Origin of the sequence: Pseudomonas orientalis (assembly GCF_001439815.1) — a bacterium.
GTDB classification, from domain to species: Bacteria; Pseudomonadota; Gammaproteobacteria; order Pseudomonadales; family Pseudomonadaceae; genus Aquipseudomonas; species Aquipseudomonas orientalis.
The window spans coordinates 262,661-279,660 of record NZ_JYLM01000002.1; the positions used below are offsets into that span (position 1 = coordinate 262,661).

The following is a 17,000-nucleotide window of genomic DNA, read 5'->3' on the forward strand; positions in this document are numbered from 1 at the left end:
CAATGAATGAACGCATTCTTCAAGGGCGCGGGCGCCGTGCTGGGCAGAGTTTGGGTCTGGAGCCTGATACTGGTGCTTTCCTGCGCTGTACTGGTGTGGTGTGTCGGACCGCTGCTGGCCGTGGACAATTACCGATTCTGGCAGGGCGCGGCTGCCCGTCTGGTCACCATCAGCGTTTTGTTTCTGCTGTGGGGGTTGGCGATGGTCCTGGCGGGCGGACGCCGGGCTGCCGAACTTCAGCGGCGGGATTCGCCAACGACTCAACCGTCATTGAAAGCGGTCGAGGACGAGTGCAAGCACGTCCATGGCCGCTTCAAGGAAGCGTTGCACCGGTTGAAAACGTCCCCTCGCTATGGCGAGCGCAATGCGCGTTGGCGCCATGATTTACCCTGGTACCTGCTGATCGGTGAACCGCGCAGTGGCAAGACTCAGTTGCTGGAAGCAGCCGGGTTGCAGTCGCCGCTCGATCGGATGGACACAGGGTCGACGGACAGCGGCGCCCATTGTGACTGGTACTTCGCTGACGAAGGTGTGCTCATCGATACGCCGGGGCGCTACCTGGTTCAACCCGACCGTTCGGTGGATGCCGCCGGCTGGACCATGCTGCTGAACAGGCTGAGGTGGCGGCATCGAGTACGTCCGCTCAACGGCGTGGTGGTGACGCTGTCGGCAGACAGGCTTCTGAGCGCTAACGAGCACGACCTGGAGCAAGCGGCACGCCACGTGCGTTCGCGTTTGCAGGAAATCCAGCAACTGCTGCATGTGGATGTGCCCGTCTACCTGGTGTTGACCCAGGCGGATCGACTGTCAGGGTTCACCGAGTACTTCGGCTCACCCTCATCGGGCGATGTCGATGCAGTGCTGGGCCAGCCCCTGGAGGCTGACAAGACGGGTAATGACATCACCCAGGTTCGCCAGGCATTCGAGCAGTTGCTACAACGTTTGCACAGTGAATTGATCGAACGGTTACACCAGGAACGCGATGTCGAGCGTCGGCGGCGGATGCTCGATTTTCCCGAACAGGCGGCACGAATGGGCGAGCATTTGTGCCTGTTCATCGAATGGGTGTTCTGCGCTCATCGCTACCAGCGCATCAACGGTTTACGTGGGTTCTACCTGACCTGTGCCAGTGACAGGCGCAGCCATTTCGTGCAGGGTTTGTTCAGCCAGGTGATCTTTGCCGAGGCGGATCTCGCCGCGTTACAGAGCAGCGAGCGACAGCGCATCTGGCGGCGCAACGGGTTGCTGGGCATTGCCGCTGCGCTGGTGCTGGCGTGTGCCGGTGGGCTGTGGATGCACAGTTACACGATTAATCAACAGCGTTTGACTCACATCGCTGCTCTCAGCGCACCCGTTGCGCCAGATCGCGACGAAACCTTGACGCTCCTGGCGCTGCTGGACGCGCGTTGGGCGGCGACCCGGGTATTTCCCCCGGCAGGCGACACGCCGCTGATCGAACGCGCCGGCCTGTATCAAGGCGAGGTCAGCCGTCCAGGGGTGTCACGCGCCTATGAGCAAGCATTGCAGCAGCGACTGCTGGGCCGCACCGCTGCCCTGCTGGAAGAGCAGGTACGCGCCAGCCTTGGCGATCGGGAGCGCCTGCTCGACAACTTGCGTGCGTACCTGATGCTCAATCTGCGTGAGCGGCGTGATACCACATGGCTGGCGCAGCATATGGCGAGCTATTGGTCGCTGCGATTTTCCGGTGATATGCCGGTACAGAAGCGCCTGAATGAACACTGGGCGCGATTGCTCGAGCAGCCGTTTTCAGCGCCACTCAATGACGAACTGATAGCCCAGGCGCGTGCCGCGCTGCGGGGAGAGTCACTGGCCGATGTGGTGTATCGGGTACTGCGTGAACAATCGCGTGACCTGGAGCCGTTGCGCCTGGCTGAGGGCAAGGTATTCGCCGCCATCGAGTCCTCGGTTCCTGGTTTCTACACCAAAAGGTACGTGCAGTACTTCGAAACTCAGGGCCCCAGGCTGGTGAACGCCATCGCTCAGGATAATTGGGTACTGGGAGAAGGCACTGACTTGAGCGGCCAGGATTTGCAGCGCTTGATGACCGAACTGCAACAGCGCTACTTCAGCGAATACGCCCAAGCCTGGAGCGACGCCCTCGGGCGCGTCAGGCTGCTGCCAACCGACAGTTTGCGCGAGGATACTGAACGGCTCGCGGGGTTGACGTCGGCGCAATCACCGGTACTTCTGTTATTGCAGCAGCTCCGTGAGAACACCCGGTTACTGCCGGGCCTGGAACTGCCGGCAACGCTGGCTCAGCCCTCAGGTGCGCTGGGCACTGTCGCCAAGGCCGCGTTGGCGCAGGGGCAGGCCAGCCTGGGCGACTCGTCTCGCCGGGCCTTGCAGCGGCGTTTTGAACCGCTGCATCAATTGCTGGACGAGCAGCAGAACCCGGGCGTCGAGCTGACCCGAGGGCTGCGCCTGCTCGACCAATTGCACCTGCAATTGGCGGCGCTGAACCGTGAGGGTTCGCCGGAGCAGGCGGCTTTTTTGCGGGCCAAGCGGCGTATGGATGGCCAGCAGGATGTATTGAGCGACCTGCGTGAGGCGGCCACCCGTTTGCCGCCTCCGCTGGCCGGTTGGTTCGAAGGCATTGCCGAAGAAACCTGGCGCCATGTGCTGGACCAGGCCTATGCCCACATCAATCAGCACTACCAGAGCGAGGTGCAGAGCCTTTACGCCAGGACGATTCGCCAACGCTATCCGTTCAGCGCCCACGCCACGAGTGATGTGGCCCTTGAGGATTTTCGCGAATTTTTCAAACCCCAGGGCGTTCTGACGCGTTTTTACGAGGCTTACCTGCGCGCCTTTGTCAGCGCGGATGGCACTCGCTATCGGCTGCGCGGACTGGACGGGCAAGGTTTGCCCATCTCGCGCTCGCTGCTGGATCAACTGACGAAAGCCCAAGTTATCCGACGTGGTTTTTTCACCGAAGAGCAGGGCGAGCTGGCCGTGCGTTTTACCTTGGCGCCCTACAGCCTGGATCAGTCCGTCAACCGGGCGACCTTGCGATTGGGTGGAAAGCAGCTGGAATACCGGCACGGCCCGATCATACCCATAGCGTTCCGCTGGCCCATCGAAGCGGATAACGGTCGTGCCAGCCTCGTACTGGAGAGAGGCGCCGAACTGCGGCCCCTGGGTATCGAGAAGAACACCGGCGCCTGGTCGTTGTTCCGGTTTTTCGACCTGCTGCAGCGAGAGCCTGCCAGTGGCGGCAACGCACAGATCATCAAGGCCGACCTGGCCGGGCTGCGCGCCAATTACCTGCTGACGAGCCAACGAACACCCAGCCCATTTGAGATGGACAGGTGGCGCAGCTTCCGCCTGCCGGAGCAACTGTGAGTCCGATGCGCCCATGGCGCAGTGCCGGGCGTACACAGCGCGGGCAGTCACGGCCACGCAATGAGGATGCCTTGCTCGATTGCCCGCAACTGGGCTGCTGGGCCGTGGCGGACGGCATGGGAGGGCACCGGCACGGCGATGTCGCCAGCCAGTGGGTGATCAGCAGCCTGGCTTCGTTGCCCGCGCGGGGCAGTCTTGATCAGCGGGTCAATGCGGTCCGGCAAAGCTTGCAGGGCGTCAACCAGCGGCTGGCGAATGCGCGGCGGGCGCCTGGCAGTGCGGTGACAGGCAGCACGGTGGTGACGCTATTGCTGGAGAACGGACGCGCAGCGTGTGTGTGGGCGGGGGACAGTCGCTGTTATCTGTGGCGCCAGCAGAGCCTGTATCAGCTTTCCAGGGATCATTCGTTGTTGCAGCGTCTTATGGACGAGCGTCGGTTGAGTGCAATGCAAGCTCGCGCCCACCCTGATGCCAAAGCCTTGACCCGTGCGGTTGGCGCGCACTCGCCTTTGCGGCTTGAGGTGCTGGAGCTCAGTACCCGCCCTGGCGATGTATTTTTACTGTGCAGCGATGGTCTCTACCAGGCACTCAGCCATGCCGAACTGGGCCTGGCGTTGAGTGCGGGCGGGCCGCGACAGGTGGTGGACAGACTGTTTGCCGGCGCGCTGCACACCCCGGCGCGCGATGACCTGACCGCAGTGGTGGTGCAGGCATGAATACAGGAACGACTCCGGTATTGCTTCTCGGCCGCTACCACCTTGAGCAGGTATTGGGCCGGGGCGGAATGGGCGTGGTGTACCGCGCGCGCGACCTGCTGCATGAGCAGTTCGGCGAACCTTGTTCAGGTGTGGCGCTCAAGCTGTTGGACGAGTCCTTGTCGGCGTGCCCGGATGCCCATGTCTTGCTGCACAGTGAGTTTGCGTTGTGTCGTCGCCTGCGACATGAACACGTCGTGAGGATGTATGCGTTTGAGGTGGATACTTGCAACCAGATCGCCTTTTTCACCATGGAACTGCTGCATGGCATGACGCTGGATCGGTTGCTTCTGGAGTATCCCGATGGAGTGCCTTGGGCCGAGCTGCAACCGATTGCCCTGCAACTGCTGGATGCGTTGGCTTACGCCCATCAACATGAGGTTCTGCATGGCGATATCAAGCCGACCAATGTCATGGTGGGAGAGGAGGGTGTGCGCTTGTTCGACTTCGGCCTTGGGCAGTCGATTGCGCAGACCGCGGCGCACTTGCCGAGTGTGAATCGCAGCCGGCTGAATGCCTGGACTCGCACCTACGCAGCACCCGAATTACTCGAGGGTGGCGCGTTGACCCCCGCAGCGGACCTCTATGGCGTGGCATGCGTTCTGTATGAGCTGGCCCAGGGGAGTCGCCTTGAGGATCGCCAACCGGGCCACGGACTGCCCCGGCCCAGGCATCTGCCCCGGCGCTGCTGGCCGGGACTGCACACCGCGTTGGCGCCGGACCCGCAACGCCGCACTCTGACGGCCGCAGAATTGCGCGAGGTCATCGGTTGCAAGCGGCCTTGCTGGTATGGCTGGCCGCAGCGTCAACCGCTCAAGTCATGCAGTTGGCAGTAGTCGGCCCAACTCATGCCGGCCATCTGCGCGACTTCCTTGTGCACCTCAAGGCGCTCGGCTTCGAAGGCTGCGCTGGACTCGGTTGTCAGCTTGAGGGTCAGCTCCCAGGCGAACAGGCCTTCGCGCTCGGCCTGCGCCTCGAACGCTTGATACAGAAGCTCGGTACGATACTGCGCCAGGCTTTCCCCTCTGGCTTGGGCTGCCAGGGGGTTGAGGCTGTCCAGCTCGGCGGCCACGTCCGGGTGTTCGCGCAGGAACCGGTCCAATGCGCGTTGATAGTTATCGCCAGGTGCTGACAACGCCAGGCCCTCAGTGAGAGGGATGGGTGTCGACGTCGGGCGCGTGCCCGCCGACATGACGCCGCGCGCGCTTGCGCGACCGGCGCTGAATCCAGCGTTGCACCGGTGCCAGTAAAAAGAACATCAGGTAGGCGACGAGCACCAACGCCAGGTCTATCCAGGTTTCCGCGACGGGCCCGGTAAACAGTTCGATGACATTCTTGATCACAAACAACAGCACCACACTGCACAACCACAGCAGGATGGTGACGAACAGGGGGCGCATGGTGCTGGACTGCTTATCGTGCATGGTAACGCTCTCTCCTTTGTGCCTGCGTATCCAGGCAATATTCCCTGAGTAGACACCTGGTGTTACCCAGGTTGTAACATCCTTCAACACTCGGAAAAGCCGCGGATGATACCGACTCAGGCAGGTTTAGGGAGTGGAATGCGTCAGAAAGTTCGATTTTTTTTGTGGGTATTTTCCTAGGTCTGCGAGTTTTTCGCTGAAAGCGCCCGTGGCGATGGCAAAAAGCTTTCGCTCCGAGCATCAGGGCGTGTAGCGTTGACGCGTATTCCGGCGCTGATCTCCAGATGCCGCGAGTACGGGCGGAGGGCGGCTCATGGCGCAAACGCTGTTCAAACTGTTCCTGACCCAGCGTCTCGCGGCCCTGGCCGGTATCGAGTCGTTGCGTGCGATTCGGGAAGGATTGTTGTGGATCTTGCCCTGCCTGTTGGTGTCCGCCGGGTTCCTTATTCTATCCGAGTGCGCCAGGATGCTCGGGTTCAGCCCTCAGACCGTCAGCATCCTGGCGGGTCTGCATGACCGCATCAGCTCGGTAATCCCGCTGCTGGTCGCAGCCTCCATCGGTTATATGTTAGCCATTCAGCATCGCTTGCCACAGCTGCCGATAGCCTTTTTATGCCTTGCCCATGTCGTGCTGGCCACGTTTATCCTGCGCGAATACCCTCGAGCCTCGGCCACCTTTGTGCTGTTTATTGCCATCGCTTCGCCGCTGATCAATGTGCCCTCCATTGCCTGGCTGCACCGTTTTCGTTGGACACGCCTGGTTCATGAAGACCTGATCGGATACAACCTCAAAGGCACGATCAACATGGTGCTGCCCGGCGCGATCACCGCGTTGACATTGGTGATGGTGCTGTCGTTGCTGCTGCAGATCCCCTACGTGGCGCACCTGCAGGGGCCGCAGGTGCTCAATGTGTTACAGGCGCCTTACGGCAGCGGTTTGTTCGTAACCTTGATGAACTCGCTGTTGTGGTTTTTTGGGATTCACGGTGTGTACGCGCTGCAACCGCTGTTCGATGTGCTGGATCAGGCCGTGACGCTCAACGGTGTGGCGCTGGCGGCGGGCGAGCCGGCGCGGTACCTGCTCAACAGTGGCCTGTTGGGCAGCTTCGCGTTTATCGGCGGGTCGGGCAGCGCGTTGTGCCTGCTGCTGGCAATCCTGCTGTTTTCCAGGAGTCGGTCCATGCGGCTGCTGGCGATGGCCAGCTTGCCGCTGTCGTTATTCAATGTCAGCGAAGTGCTGTTGTTCGGTTTGCCGATCATCCTCAACCCGCGGTTGTTCATTCCGTTTCTGCTGGTGCCGGCGTTGAATGGGATGGCGGCGTTGGCAGCGGTGCAATTGGGCTGGGTGTCGCCCGCAGTGGCCAGCGTGCCGTTCACCGCGCCGGTGTTGCTCAATGCCTACCTCAGTACCCATGGCGACATGGCGGCCGTGGTGCTGCAGGTTGTGCTGACGGGGCTGGGGACGCTTGTGTATGCGCCTTATGTACGGGCGATTCATCGCCAGGCCAGTGAAGGCGGCACGGTGTATCTCAAGTCGCTGGACATGACCTTTCGCGGCCTCGAGGAGAAAGGCCGGTTGCTGGAGTTCGACCCCATCCTGGCTGCGCATCGCACCCTGGCTCGCCAGGCCGTTGAGTTGAGTCGCATCCAGCAGATCAGCGATTACGATTTCTATCTTGAGTTCCAGCCTCAAGTCTCCACCCGCACCGGCCTGTGCACCGGCTGCGAAGCCTTGATGCGGGCCCGGGACGGCGAGGGCACGGTGCATTCGCCCTGGGAGTTCCTGCAATGGCTGGCACAGGCACGGTTGATGCCGGACGTGGACGTGTGGGTGGCGTCCCAGGCCGTGCGCCAATATCAGACGTGGAAAAAGTCTGGTTTTGAATTGCCCATCACCATCAATGTCTCCAGTTTCACGCTCAAGGACGCGGCCTTTGGCAATCGCCTGGTGGAGATTCTCGCCCAGGCCCACGGAGGGGTATCGGTGGAAATCACTGAAGATGCGCTGGTCAGCGATATCCGCGCCACCCGTCAGACCATTGGCAAACTGCAGGCGTTGGGGGCCAAGGTGTATATCGATGATTTTGGCACCGGGTATTCGGCGCTGAGTTATCTGCACCAGTTTCCGGTGGACTTCATCAAGATCGATCGCAGCTTTGTGGTCGCCCAGCACGACCCCAAGGGCGCGCAGGTGCTGACGGGCATGCTGCGTTTCTGTGAGGCATTGAGCCTGGGTGTGGTGGTGGAAGGGGTCGAGACCGCCGAGCAATTGGCGTTCCTGAATACGGGGGCGGAGTTGTTTATTCAGGGATGGTATTTCAGCAGGGCGTTGCCGGGGGATGAAATGCCGCAGTTTGCGCGCGAGCGGGCCGCTCTGGCTTGATCAGGCTGGCTTGGCGGCCCCGCTTCAAATGTCGGCTTCCACACTTCGGTCGTCTAGACTGCCTCGTAGCCACGATTGGTCTGCTCGATCTCCTCAACCAGCCCATCTATCCCCTGAAGCCGGGCACGATTGTCATGATCCCATGGATGAAAGCCCGGTTTGAAATAGTGCAGCCAGGGCCGCAGCATGCGCGGGAAGACGCCCTTGGGGCCGTACAGAAACTTGAGCATGCGCCAGAACCCCTTCAGATGCCCACCCGCCTTGCGGTCGGCAATCAGCAGGCGCACATGGAAGTCAAACACCACCAGCCAGAAGAGCAGCGTGGTAAACAGCATGGTGCCGGTGCGCAGCAGGTAGCGTTTGGGCCCAGGCTTGATCACTTGGTTCCACACATCGAAGGCCACGGCTTTATGTTCGGTTTCTTCCAGGGCGTGCCAGTACCACATCTGCCGGTAGCCCTTGAGTGAGTCGCCAAAGCGCGACGGGTCGCTCAGCAGGATTTCCGCGAGCATCGCGGTGTAGTGCTCAAGGGCAATGGTCACCGCAAGATTGAAGGACGGTGGCAGGTGTTTCTTCTGCAGGTCGAGGAAGAATTTCAGGCGTTGGTCCAGGTTGTGCGCCGGCAGGCCCGCCGCTTGTAACAGGTCGTTGTAGGCCACGTGTTCACGGCTGTGCATAGCCTCCTGGCCGATGAAACCCTGGATTTCCTTCTTGAGGTCCGGATCGTCGATGCGCGAGCGGTAATGGCGCACGCTGTCCATGAAAAACAGCTCGCCCTGGGGAAACAGCAGCGACAAGGCATTGAAAAAGTGCGTCACGAACGGGCCTTGTTCATGCCAGTTGGTGATGCGCCCGGCGGGCAGGGCAAAGCGGATATCACGGCGAATCGGCAACATGGGGCGTACTCCTGTTCAGAGGCGAGGCTCGTCGTTGGTTTCAAACACGGGCGTGCGTGGTTTGGGCGCCATGCGCCTGCTGGCAAACACCACCAGCGCTTGATAGGCGGCCGGCAGGCAGCGGGCGAGCAGGTCGAGGAAATAGGCATCGCGGCCGATCAGCACGCGGCGCTTGTTTTTACGCACGCCTTGCAGGATGACCTTGGCGGCCTGATCCGCGTCGGTGATAAACAGTTTTTCGAAATCGGCGCGCGCTTGTTGTTCGCTGTGGATCAGGAAGCCGGTCATGTTCGCGTCGATACGGCTGCTGCGGCAGATATCGGTGCGAATTCCGCCGGGATGCACGCATGTGGCGGATACGCCGCAGCGTTGCAGATCCAGCTCCTGGCGCAGCGCTTCGGTAAAGCCGCGCACCGCGAACTTGCTGGCGTTGTAGCCGCTCATGCCAGGCTGGGCGAACAGGCCGAACACGCTGGAGGTGTTGACGATATGCCCGTCGCCGCTGGCCTTCAGGTAAGGCAGGAACGCCTTGGTGCCATGCACCACGCCCCAGAAATTGATGCCGACGATCCACTCAAGGTCCGCATAATCCACGCCTTCCACGGTGCTCGACAGCGCCACCCCGGCATTATTGAAGACCAGGTTGACCTGGCCGTGCTCCGCAGCGCAACGCGCCGCCCACGCCAGCATGGCTTGGCGGTCTGCCACATCCACTACCTGGGTGGTGACGGTGACCGGTGACAAGGTCGACGCCCTGATCAAGTCCAGGGTCTGCTCCAGCCCCTGGCTGTTCTTGTCGGCCAGGGCCAGGTGGCAACCTTCCCGTGCCAGGGCCAGTGCCAGGGCGCGGCCCATGCCGGAGGCCGCTCCCGTGATTGCCGCTACGCGGCCGTTGAATGACTTCATGACAGGCTGCCTTCTGTGGCGCAATGAGGGGTTGGTTCCGGACGCGGCACAGACGCAACCGGCGCCCGGTTGACCACGTAGTCCTTGAGCGCAAAATGCCGGGTAGCCTGCTTGAAGCGCCACGTCGAGCCGGGCCACAGCGTGGTGTTCCTGCCGGTGCGCGGGTCGAGGTACCAGCTGCGGCACCCGCCGGTATTCCAGATGGTGCGCTGGAGCTTGCCCTGCAATTGCTCGTTGTAGGCCTGCTCCACGGCGGGTTTGACCTCTACCATGGCGATGCGCTGACGCTGCATCTGTTGCAACGCGTCAAGGATGTAGGTGACCTGGGCCTCGATCATCAGGATCATCGAGTTGTGCCCCAGGCCCGTGTTAGGCCCGACGATCAGGAACAGGTTGGGATAGCCCGGCACCGTGGTGCCTTTGTAGGCGTGGGCGCCGTCGTGCCAGGTGTCCATCAGGTCGACGCCGTTGCGCCCGATGATGCAATCACGGGGCAGGGGGTCGGCGGCCTGGAACCCGGTGCCGAAGATCAGGCAATCGGCGGGGTGCTTGATGCCGTCGGCGGTGATCACGCCATCGGCTTCGATGCGCAGCACGGTGTCGGTCACCACCTCGACGTTGCTGCGTGACAACGCCGGGTAGTAGTCGTTGGAGATCAGCACGCGCTTGCAGCCGATGGTGTAGTCCGGTGTCAGAACTTTGCGCAGGGAAGGGCGCACTACCTGTTTGCGCAGGTGGCGCAGGGCGATTTTCTGCACCATCTTCATCAAGCGCGGATGCAGGGCAAAGCCGACCACGCGGCCTTCCAATGCCCAATAAAAGGCGCCGCGCACCAGCGTTTGAGTAAACGGCAGGTGCTTGAACAGCCAGCGTTCGACAGCTGAGATGGGCCGGTCGGGCTTGGGCATGATCCACGGCGGTGTGCGCTGGAACAGGTCCAGATGCGCCACGTGCGGTGCAATCTGCGGCACGAACTGAATGGCGCTGGCGCCGGTACCGATCACCGCCACGCGCTTGCCTTTCAAACTGTAGTCATGGTCCCACTGCTGGGAATGGAAACGCTTGCCCTTGAAACTGTCGAGGCCGGGAATGTCCGGCAGTGCCGGGCGCGACAGCCCGCCCATGCCCGACACCAGCACGCGCGCGCTGACGTGGCGGCCATCGCTGAACGTCAGGTGCCAGCGCTGTTGCTGATCATCGAACACCGCCCGTTGCAAGCCCATGCCGAAGCGCAGGTACGGCGCCAGTTCGAAACGCCGCGCGCAATGCTCCAGATAAGCGCGAATCTCCGCTTGCGGGGCAAATTGGCGCGTCCAGTCCGGGTTGGGTGCAAAGGAAAATGAATAGACATGGGACTGCACGTCACAGGCACAACCGGGGTAGTGGTTGTCACGCCACGTGCCGCCCAGGCTGTCGGCCTGCTCGGCGACAAAAAAATCGGTGAACCCGGCTTCCTTGAGTTTGATCGCCATGCACAGGCCGGCGAAGCCTGAGCCGATGATCGCGATGTCGACGTTGTCACTGTGGGCATTCATAGGTTGTCCTTCTCGGGCATCGGATGTGCTCCCGTCTTTTTGTTGTGTGTTTTGGATAGAACACCATTGCAAAGGAAAATTGAATTAATTATTTTAAAAAAGATTTTAAATAATCTACCTGAAAATTTCGTCTACGCCAGGACCTTGTTCGATCCGTGCGACTTGTCCGACAGACGCACCTGGAGGTTGGGCCCAAGGTAGGGACGAACGTTGAGGCCTCGATCAATCCCGGTCAGGTCGCCAGCAGCAGGGAAGCAGAGGACCGAGCTATGGCTGTCGAGTGGGTTGTCGCTGCGGGTGTGGTGATAGGCGCAAGCGCTGCGTTGTGGGTATTCAGTGCATGGATGACACGGCGTATCGAAACGGCTGTTCCGATCAACGGGCGCTTTGTCGAGGTGGATGGCGAGCGCTTTCATTATGTGGAAGAAGGTAAAGGCCCGGCGCTGGTGATGATCCACGGGCTGATGGGCAGCAGTCGCAACCTGACCTATGCGTTATCCGGTCAGTTGCGTGAGCATTTTCGCGTCATCAGCGTGGATCGCCCAGGGTCGGGCTACTCCACTCGCCAGCGTGGCACGGCGGCGGACCTGCCGGCCCAGGCTCGCCAGATTGCCGCCTTTATCAAAACCCTCGACCTGGACAAGCCGCTGGTGCTCGGGCATTCCCTGGGTGGTGCGATTGCACTGGCCCTGGCCCTTGATCATCCCCACGCGGTATCGGGGTTGATCCTGGTGGCGCCCTTGACCCATCCCCAGCGCATGTTGCCCCTGGTTTTCCTGTCATTGGCGGTACGTCCCGCCTGGCTGCGACGCTGGGTGTCGCGCACCTTGACGATGCCCTTGGGTCTGTTGACCAAGGGTGCGGTGGTCAAGGGTGTGTTCGCCCCCGACGCCGCCCCGCCGGACTTCGCCACGCGCGGCGGTGGCTTGCTGGGGATGCGTCCCGACAACTTCCATGCGGCGTCCACCGAGATCAACCAGGTCAATGATCACCTACCGGACATGGTCAAACGCTACCCGCAACTGACGCTGCCCATCGGCCTTATCTACGGCGCGCGGGACAAGGTGCTCGACTTCCAAAAGCATGGCCAGGGCCTGGCCAGCAAGGTGCCTGGGCTGAAGCTGCAGGTGGTGGAAGACCGTGGACACATGCTGCCGATTACCGCCACCGAGCGCGTGGTGGCGTTGGTCGAACAGGTCGCCAGGCGGGTTCGACCGGTGCAAACCGCCACCGTGTTGCACCCTTCGTTTGCCGTGGCGAGCAAATAATCGTGCCATTCCATTCGCGGCGCCAGTGCGTCAACGCCTGCCCTAGACACCTGGCCAAAGGTCTGAAAAAGAGACTGTACGGTCACGGAAAAAAGGCCTGGATAAACTGGTTGACGACCTAACGATTCCGCGCTATTTATTTAAAAAAATTATTTCAATGTCTAATTTGAAACAGTTTTTGAAATGCCTAAGAGCGAATAAAATAATGAAAAAAACGCCTTTTATCGCATGGTTGATGTCTCGCAGCGCTCAGCGCTGCGTCACTGCCTTGGCTGCTTTAGCCTGTGTCCGGAGGCTGCCATGAACCAGACTCTGGCAGCTCCAGCCGTCTGGGCCGACGGCAAGCGCTACCTATGGTGGCTCGGCATCATGCCCCTGGCGACCCCCTTGCTTTCGGGCGCCCTGGCGATCGGCACCGGTATCCAGCAGCTGTGGTGGGTCGGTGTACTGGTCATCTTCGGCCTGATCCCCTTGATCGACGGCCTGCTGGGTGAGGATGTCAGCAACCCGCCCGAATCCGCCGTCAGCCACCTCGAATCCCAACGCTATTACCGTTGGATCGTCTACACCGGCGTGCTGTTTGTGATCGCTTCGGTGGTGATTACCGGTTGGCTCGCCGCCGGTGGCATTGACTGGATCATTCGCGGCGGTCTACTGCGGGCCACCGCGATGCTCGATCCGTCGAGCGGGTGGGCGAAAGCCGCAGCGTTCATTACCTCGCGCACCGAGTTGCACGGCCAGATCAGTGGGTTCACTTATCTGGGCATGGCGATGTCCACCGGGGCCGCCACCGGTATTGCGATCAACACCGCCCATGAGCTGGGCCACAAACCCAAGCCACTGGAAGTGTTTCTCGCCAAGGTAACCCTGGCGCCGACCTTCTACGGCCATTTCTACACCGAACACAACCGCGGCCATCACGTACGCGTCGCCACACCGGAAGACCCGGCCAGCTCGCGCCTGGGTGAAAGCTTCTGGGCGTTCCTGCCGCGTTCGGTGTGGTTCAGTGCGCGCTCGGCGTGGAACCTGGAGCGCGAACGTCTGCGCAAGCTCGGGCTGCCGGCCTGGCACTGGAAGAACGCCGTGCTCAGCGCCTGGATGTACAGCGTACTGCTCTGGGGCGCGATGATTGCCTGGCTGGGTGTGGCGGTGATCCCGTTCCTGATCATCCAGGCCATCTACGGTTTCTCGCTGCTTGAAGTGGTCAATTACGTCGAACATTACGGCCTCAAACGGCAGAAACTGCCCAACGGTCGTTATGAGCGCTGTTCGCCGCGTCACTCCTGGAACAGCAACCGGATTGTGACCAACATCTTTCTGTTCCAATTACAACGGCATTCCGACCATCACGCCAATCCGACCCGTAGTTATCAGTCATTGCGACACTTTGATGAATCACCGCAACTTCCGTATGGGTACGCAAGTATGATTGTCTGGGCGTACGTGCCTTACTTGTGGCGGCGACGGATGGACCATCGTGTATTGAATCATTATGCCGGCGATATAGCCTTGGCAAATCTTCAGCCGTCACAGCGTTTGAAGTATCTGGAGAAGTACGGCGGCGACGCCAAGCCGTTTTAATTTGAAATAAATAATGCTTTTTCGAGTATGTTTCGATAAGGATTTCTGCGCCGATTATTTGATAGCTTAGTTGCAAGGCAGTTGTTTATCCGAGCATGAATAATTTCAAGGGAAGGGCCTAAACATGCAAGTAAGTGCAAAGTTCACCGTTCATGTGCTGTTGGCCGCGTTGGGCCTGATCGCCTGTCAACACGCCCACGCCGCCCGTATTGAACCTGCCGGCAGTGCATTTACAGCCCAGGGGCCCATCAGTTTTTCCAAGGGCACGTTGATCAGTGCCGACTGCACCATCAAGGTGGCCGGCAAAGTGGCGGCCGATGGGGCGTCGGTCAATATCGACAAGGTGGCGTTCGACGGCGGGCTCAAATGCAGCCGAGTCGAAGCTATTAATTTGCCATGGATTTTGATTGCGAAAGATACCAAAAGCGGCTCGATGTCGAAGATCAGCGTGGATGTGCATGCCTTCGGCCTGGGCGGCAAGTGCGGTCCTTCTACCGCAGCAGGTACTTGGGATAACGCCACCGGAAAGTTGGAGGCTGCCAATGTACCGATTGGTGATGACTGCACAATTAAATCGGTGTCAATCAAGATGCCGCCTGATTTTAAAGTTGTCGAATAAGTGTATCGGATTTAACTGAATTTGGCTGGAGTGCGAAGTTCTGCAGTTTCACCGTGACTTCGTGTTCATGGCCATTACCCCAGGCGAAATAACTCGCCATTACATGTGAGGCAAAATAATGAAAAGCTTGAAAACCCTCGTTTGTGCTACTTCGTTCGCCCTGAGCCTTGGTGCAGTATCGATGGCCAACGCTGCCACTATCGCGCCTGCCGGCACGGCGTTCTCCACATCGGGCTCGATTACCGTCACTTCGCCTGCGTCCCTGAACCTGCCGGTGACCTGCAACATCGCCTTTACCGGTTCCGTCGCGGCTGATGGCTCGAGCGCTTCGATCACAGGCGCAACGGTCAACGGTTCCAATGCGCTGTGCGGTGTACCCAAGTTGTTGGGCCTGCCGTGGACATTGAACGTGGCAAGCGGCGGCCCTGATGCCTTCACCGGTACGGTGTCGGGCGTGAATTTCCAGATTCTCAACAACTGCTCCGCTTCGCCGGTGACCATCAATGTCGGCTTCAGTAACTCCACCAACCAGTTGAAGGTGCCAAGCACACAAACCGTTGGCTCCTGCAAAATTACCGCTCTGACCGCTACACCGTCTCCGGCCTTTACCGTTACCCCATAAATGCCGTGAGCATTTGACGTGATGATCACACGTTGAAACACGCCAGTGCCTCGCAAGGGGCACTGGCTGCGGGAGGCCAGGTCGGGACGACCGATCTCGGAGGATAAAAACAATAAGGAGTGGAGCATGAATAACAAGAAGCAACAGGCACGTACGTTGTTGAGCCTGGCCATTCTCGGCGGCCTGATCACGGCGACAGGCCACGCACACGCCGGCGGTTTCTCGACGCCGACCTTCGGCGCACCCGGATGGGGACGGGCCTTCGGCGGTGGCTCACTGTTCCAGAATGATCCTTCCGCGGCCTACAACAACCCGGCCGGCATGGCGTTCATCGATCATACGATTTCTCAATTCACCGTCGATTACGCGCGCATCAACGTTAAATACAAGGGCACGGCCACGGACTATGCAGGCAACGCGCCTGCGGCGGTCGACCCTACGGATTTGAGTTCCACGCCACGCACCGGCGATGGTGGGCAAGGCGGCTTTACCGCCTGGTTGCCAACCGGCTTCATGGTGATCCCGATCAACGACCGTTTTGCGTTCGGGCTGAGTCAGGTGGTGCCGATGGGCGCGCGCACAACCTGGGATCAAGACTGGATCGGTCGCGACTTTGCCGTTGATACGCGCATTGAAACGGTCGGTGTCACAGGTTCCCTGTCGTTCAAGGTCAATGACCAGTTTTCGGTGGGTGGCGGTGCTATCGTCCAGCACACCAAAGGCTTTGTAAGCCAGAACCTGGACCTGTATTCCGCAGCGGCCTTGTCGCCGGAAATCGGCATCCCGTTCCCTTCCGGCGTCGGCTCCTCGCTGATGCGGGTCAAGGTGGACAACACCTCGGTCGGCTGGTTTGCCGGTGTGGTCTGGAAGCCTACCGAGTTCGATACCCTGGGCTTGAACTACCACGCCAAAATCAAGAATAAACTCGAAGGCAAATACAATTTGTATGCCGACGAAGCGAACAAGTCACTGATCGAAGGCGGCTTGCCGGCGCTGGCTTATCCGGGGCTGGACCTCAACGTCAATGGCGCCAAGGCGTCCACCCAATTGGACGTGCCCGCCAACGCCTCCATCGACTGGGTCCACCAGTTCAATGATCGCCTCACGCTCGGCGCCAGCGTCACCTGGACGCAATGGTCGTCGTTCAAGGCGCTGACATTGAAGTCCGAAGGCACGCAGATCGTGTCGATCCCCTATAACTACAAGGACGCCTGGATGGTGTCGCTGGGTGGCGACTACAAATTCACCGACGACTTCACCTTCCGCGCCGGTGTCGCCACCGACCAGACGCCCACCCGCAACTCTACGCGTGACCCGCGTATCCCCGACGGGGATCGGATATTCGCCTCCCTGGGCTTTGGCTACAACATCCGCGCTGTTCCCGGTTTGAGCATTGATGGCGCCTATTCGCGACAGTTCGTCGAGAAAGCCAAGCTGCGGACGCACAACCAGGATCGCCTGGGCGGCGCAACGCTGGATGGTAAAGCCGACGCCAAGGGCGAAGTCGTCAGCCTGTCAGCGACGTACGCGTTCTGATCCGTTAATGGTGCGCGACCCTGTGGTAGACGGGTCGCGTAGTCGTACTCATGCTACTCGATAGTGACCTGAAAGGCTGATCCGCTCAGCCCGTTATTTTTTCGCCAACGCA

Annotated in this window: 14 protein-coding genes; 9 read left to right on the forward strand and 5 right to left on the reverse strand. The window is 60.4% G+C overall.

The window, feature by feature from the left end; all coding sequences use genetic code 11:
• Positions 1 to 6 precede the first annotated feature (6 nt).
• The 3 genes from tssM to TU82_RS05535 are packed head-to-tail and all read left to right on the forward strand — an operon-like array spanning position 7 to position 4,954.
• Positions 7 to 3,363 (forward strand): type VI secretion system membrane subunit TssM, encoded by a 3,357-nt coding sequence (gene tssM, locus TU82_RS05525; RefSeq protein ID WP_057722123.1) that lies wholly within the window; start codon positions 7 to 9, stop codon positions 3,361 to 3,363.
• 5 nt (positions 3,364 to 3,368) lie between these two features.
• Positions 3,369 to 4,079 (forward strand): PP2C family protein-serine/threonine phosphatase, encoded by a 711-nt coding sequence (locus TU82_RS05530; protein ID WP_057722124.1) that lies wholly within the window; start codon positions 3,369 to 3,371, stop codon positions 4,077 to 4,079.
• Positions 4,076 to 4,954: a serine/threonine-protein kinase gene (locus tag TU82_RS05535; RefSeq protein ID WP_057722125.1), complete on the forward strand. Its 879-nt coding sequence runs from the start codon at positions 4,076 to 4,078 to the stop codon at positions 4,952 to 4,954. The genes TU82_RS05530 and TU82_RS05535 overlap by 4 nt, the downstream gene beginning before the upstream one ends.
• Here the strand turns inward: TU82_RS05535 and TU82_RS05540 are convergent.
• Together TU82_RS05540 and TU82_RS05545 are read right to left on the reverse strand one after the other, a co-directional pair.
• On the reverse strand, positions 4,924 to 5,253 hold the full coding sequence (locus TU82_RS05540; RefSeq protein WP_057722126.1) for a DUF6388 family protein: 330 nt from the start codon (positions 5,251 to 5,253) through the stop codon (positions 4,924 to 4,926). The genes TU82_RS05535 and TU82_RS05540 overlap by 31 nt on opposite strands.
• A 10-nt stretch (positions 5,254 to 5,263) precedes the next feature.
• Entirely contained in the window at positions 5,264 to 5,542 is a 279-nt protein-coding gene (locus tag TU82_RS05545) for a hypothetical protein (protein ID WP_057722127.1), read from the reverse strand.
• A gap of 313 nt (positions 5,543 to 5,855) precedes the next feature.
• On the opposite strand from TU82_RS05545, the gene TU82_RS05550 reads away from it, so the two are divergent.
• Positions 5,856 to 7,925, forward strand: coding sequence for an EAL domain-containing protein (locus TU82_RS05550; RefSeq protein WP_057722128.1), 2,070 nt, complete (start codon positions 5,856 to 5,858; stop codon positions 7,923 to 7,925).
• 53 nt (positions 7,926 to 7,978) lie between these two features.
• Here the strand turns inward: TU82_RS05550 and TU82_RS05555 are convergent, their stop codons facing one another.
• The 3 genes from TU82_RS05555 to TU82_RS05565 are packed head-to-tail and all read right to left on the reverse strand — an operon-like array spanning position 7,979 to position 11,262.
• Positions 7,979 to 8,821, reverse strand: coding sequence for a metal-dependent hydrolase (locus TU82_RS05555; protein ID WP_057722129.1), 843 nt, complete (start codon positions 8,819 to 8,821; stop codon positions 7,979 to 7,981).
• Between the two features lie 15 nt (positions 8,822 to 8,836).
• Entirely contained in the window at positions 8,837 to 9,727 is an 891-nt protein-coding gene (locus tag TU82_RS05560; RefSeq protein WP_057722130.1) for an SDR family NAD(P)-dependent oxidoreductase, read from the reverse strand.
• Positions 9,724 to 11,262 (reverse strand): flavin-containing monooxygenase, encoded by a 1,539-nt coding sequence (locus tag TU82_RS05565; RefSeq protein ID WP_057722131.1) that lies wholly within the window; start codon positions 11,260 to 11,262, stop codon positions 9,724 to 9,726. The genes TU82_RS05560 and TU82_RS05565 overlap by 4 nt, the downstream gene beginning before the upstream one ends.
• A gap of 269 nt (positions 11,263 to 11,531) precedes the next feature.
• Between TU82_RS05565 and TU82_RS05570 the strand changes: the two genes are divergently transcribed.
• From TU82_RS05570 to TU82_RS05590, 5 genes are all read left to right on the forward strand, one after another.
• Positions 11,532 to 12,530, forward strand: coding sequence for an alpha/beta fold hydrolase (locus TU82_RS05570; RefSeq protein ID WP_057722132.1), 999 nt, complete (start codon positions 11,532 to 11,534; stop codon positions 12,528 to 12,530).
• 300 nt (positions 12,531 to 12,830) lie between these two features.
• Positions 12,831 to 14,111, forward strand: a complete 1,281-nt coding sequence (locus TU82_RS05575) for an alkane 1-monooxygenase (protein WP_057722133.1) — start codon at positions 12,831 to 12,833, stop codon at positions 14,109 to 14,111.
• Between the two features lie 124 nt (positions 14,112 to 14,235).
• On the forward strand, positions 14,236 to 14,730 hold the full coding sequence (gene praA, locus TU82_RS05580; protein ID WP_057722134.1) for an alkane oxidation protein activator PraA: 495 nt from the start codon (positions 14,236 to 14,238) through the stop codon (positions 14,728 to 14,730).
• A gap of 118 nt (positions 14,731 to 14,848) precedes the next feature.
• Positions 14,849 to 15,352 (forward strand): alkane oxidation protein activator PraB, encoded by a 504-nt coding sequence (gene praB / locus TU82_RS27615; protein WP_169794955.1) that lies wholly within the window; start codon positions 14,849 to 14,851, stop codon positions 15,350 to 15,352.
• Positions 15,353 to 15,478: 126 nt separating this feature from the next.
• Complete coding sequence (locus tag TU82_RS05590; protein ID WP_057722135.1) at positions 15,479 to 16,888, forward strand: outer membrane protein transport protein; 1,410 nt, start codon at positions 15,479 to 15,481, stop codon at positions 16,886 to 16,888.
• Positions 16,889 to 17,000: the final 112 nt, after the last annotated feature.

What these genes read in the sequence shown, in the direction of transcription:
- tssM (WP_057722123.1), top strand. Translation starts at nt 7, where the DNA reads ATGAACGCATTCTTCAAGGGCGCGGGCGCCGTGCTGGGCAGAGTTTGG.
- TU82_RS05530 (WP_057722124.1), top strand. Translation starts at nt 3,369, where the DNA reads ATGCGCCCATGGCGCAGTGCCGGGCGTACACAGCGCGGGCAGTCACGG.
- TU82_RS05535 (WP_057722125.1), top strand. Translation starts at nt 4,076, where the DNA reads ATGAATACAGGAACGACTCCGGTATTGCTTCTCGGCCGCTACCACCTT.
- TU82_RS05545 (WP_057722127.1), bottom strand. Translation starts at nt 5,542, where the DNA reads ATGCACGATAAGCAGTCCAGCACCATGCGCCCCCTGTTCGTCACCATC.
- TU82_RS05550 (WP_057722128.1), top strand. Translation starts at nt 5,856, where the DNA reads ATGGCGCAAACGCTGTTCAAACTGTTCCTGACCCAGCGTCTCGCGGCC.
- TU82_RS05555 (WP_057722129.1), bottom strand. Translation starts at nt 8,821, where the DNA reads ATGTTGCCGATTCGCCGTGATATCCGCTTTGCCCTGCCCGCCGGGCGC.
- TU82_RS05560 (WP_057722130.1), bottom strand. Translation starts at nt 9,727, where the DNA reads ATGAAGTCATTCAACGGCCGCGTAGCGGCAATCACGGGAGCGGCCTCC.
- TU82_RS05565 (WP_057722131.1), bottom strand. Translation starts at nt 11,262, where the DNA reads ATGAATGCCCACAGTGACAACGTCGACATCGCGATCATCGGCTCAGGC.
- TU82_RS05570 (WP_057722132.1), top strand. Translation starts at nt 11,532, where the DNA reads ATGGCTGTCGAGTGGGTTGTCGCTGCGGGTGTGGTGATAGGCGCAAGC.
- TU82_RS05575 (WP_057722133.1), top strand. Translation starts at nt 12,831, where the DNA reads ATGAACCAGACTCTGGCAGCTCCAGCCGTCTGGGCCGACGGCAAGCGC.
- praA (WP_057722134.1), top strand. Translation starts at nt 14,236, where the DNA reads ATGCAAGTAAGTGCAAAGTTCACCGTTCATGTGCTGTTGGCCGCGTTG.
- praB (WP_169794955.1), top strand. Translation starts at nt 14,849, where the DNA reads ATGAAAAGCTTGAAAACCCTCGTTTGTGCTACTTCGTTCGCCCTGAGC.
- TU82_RS05590 (WP_057722135.1), top strand. Translation starts at nt 15,479, where the DNA reads ATGAATAACAAGAAGCAACAGGCACGTACGTTGTTGAGCCTGGCCATT.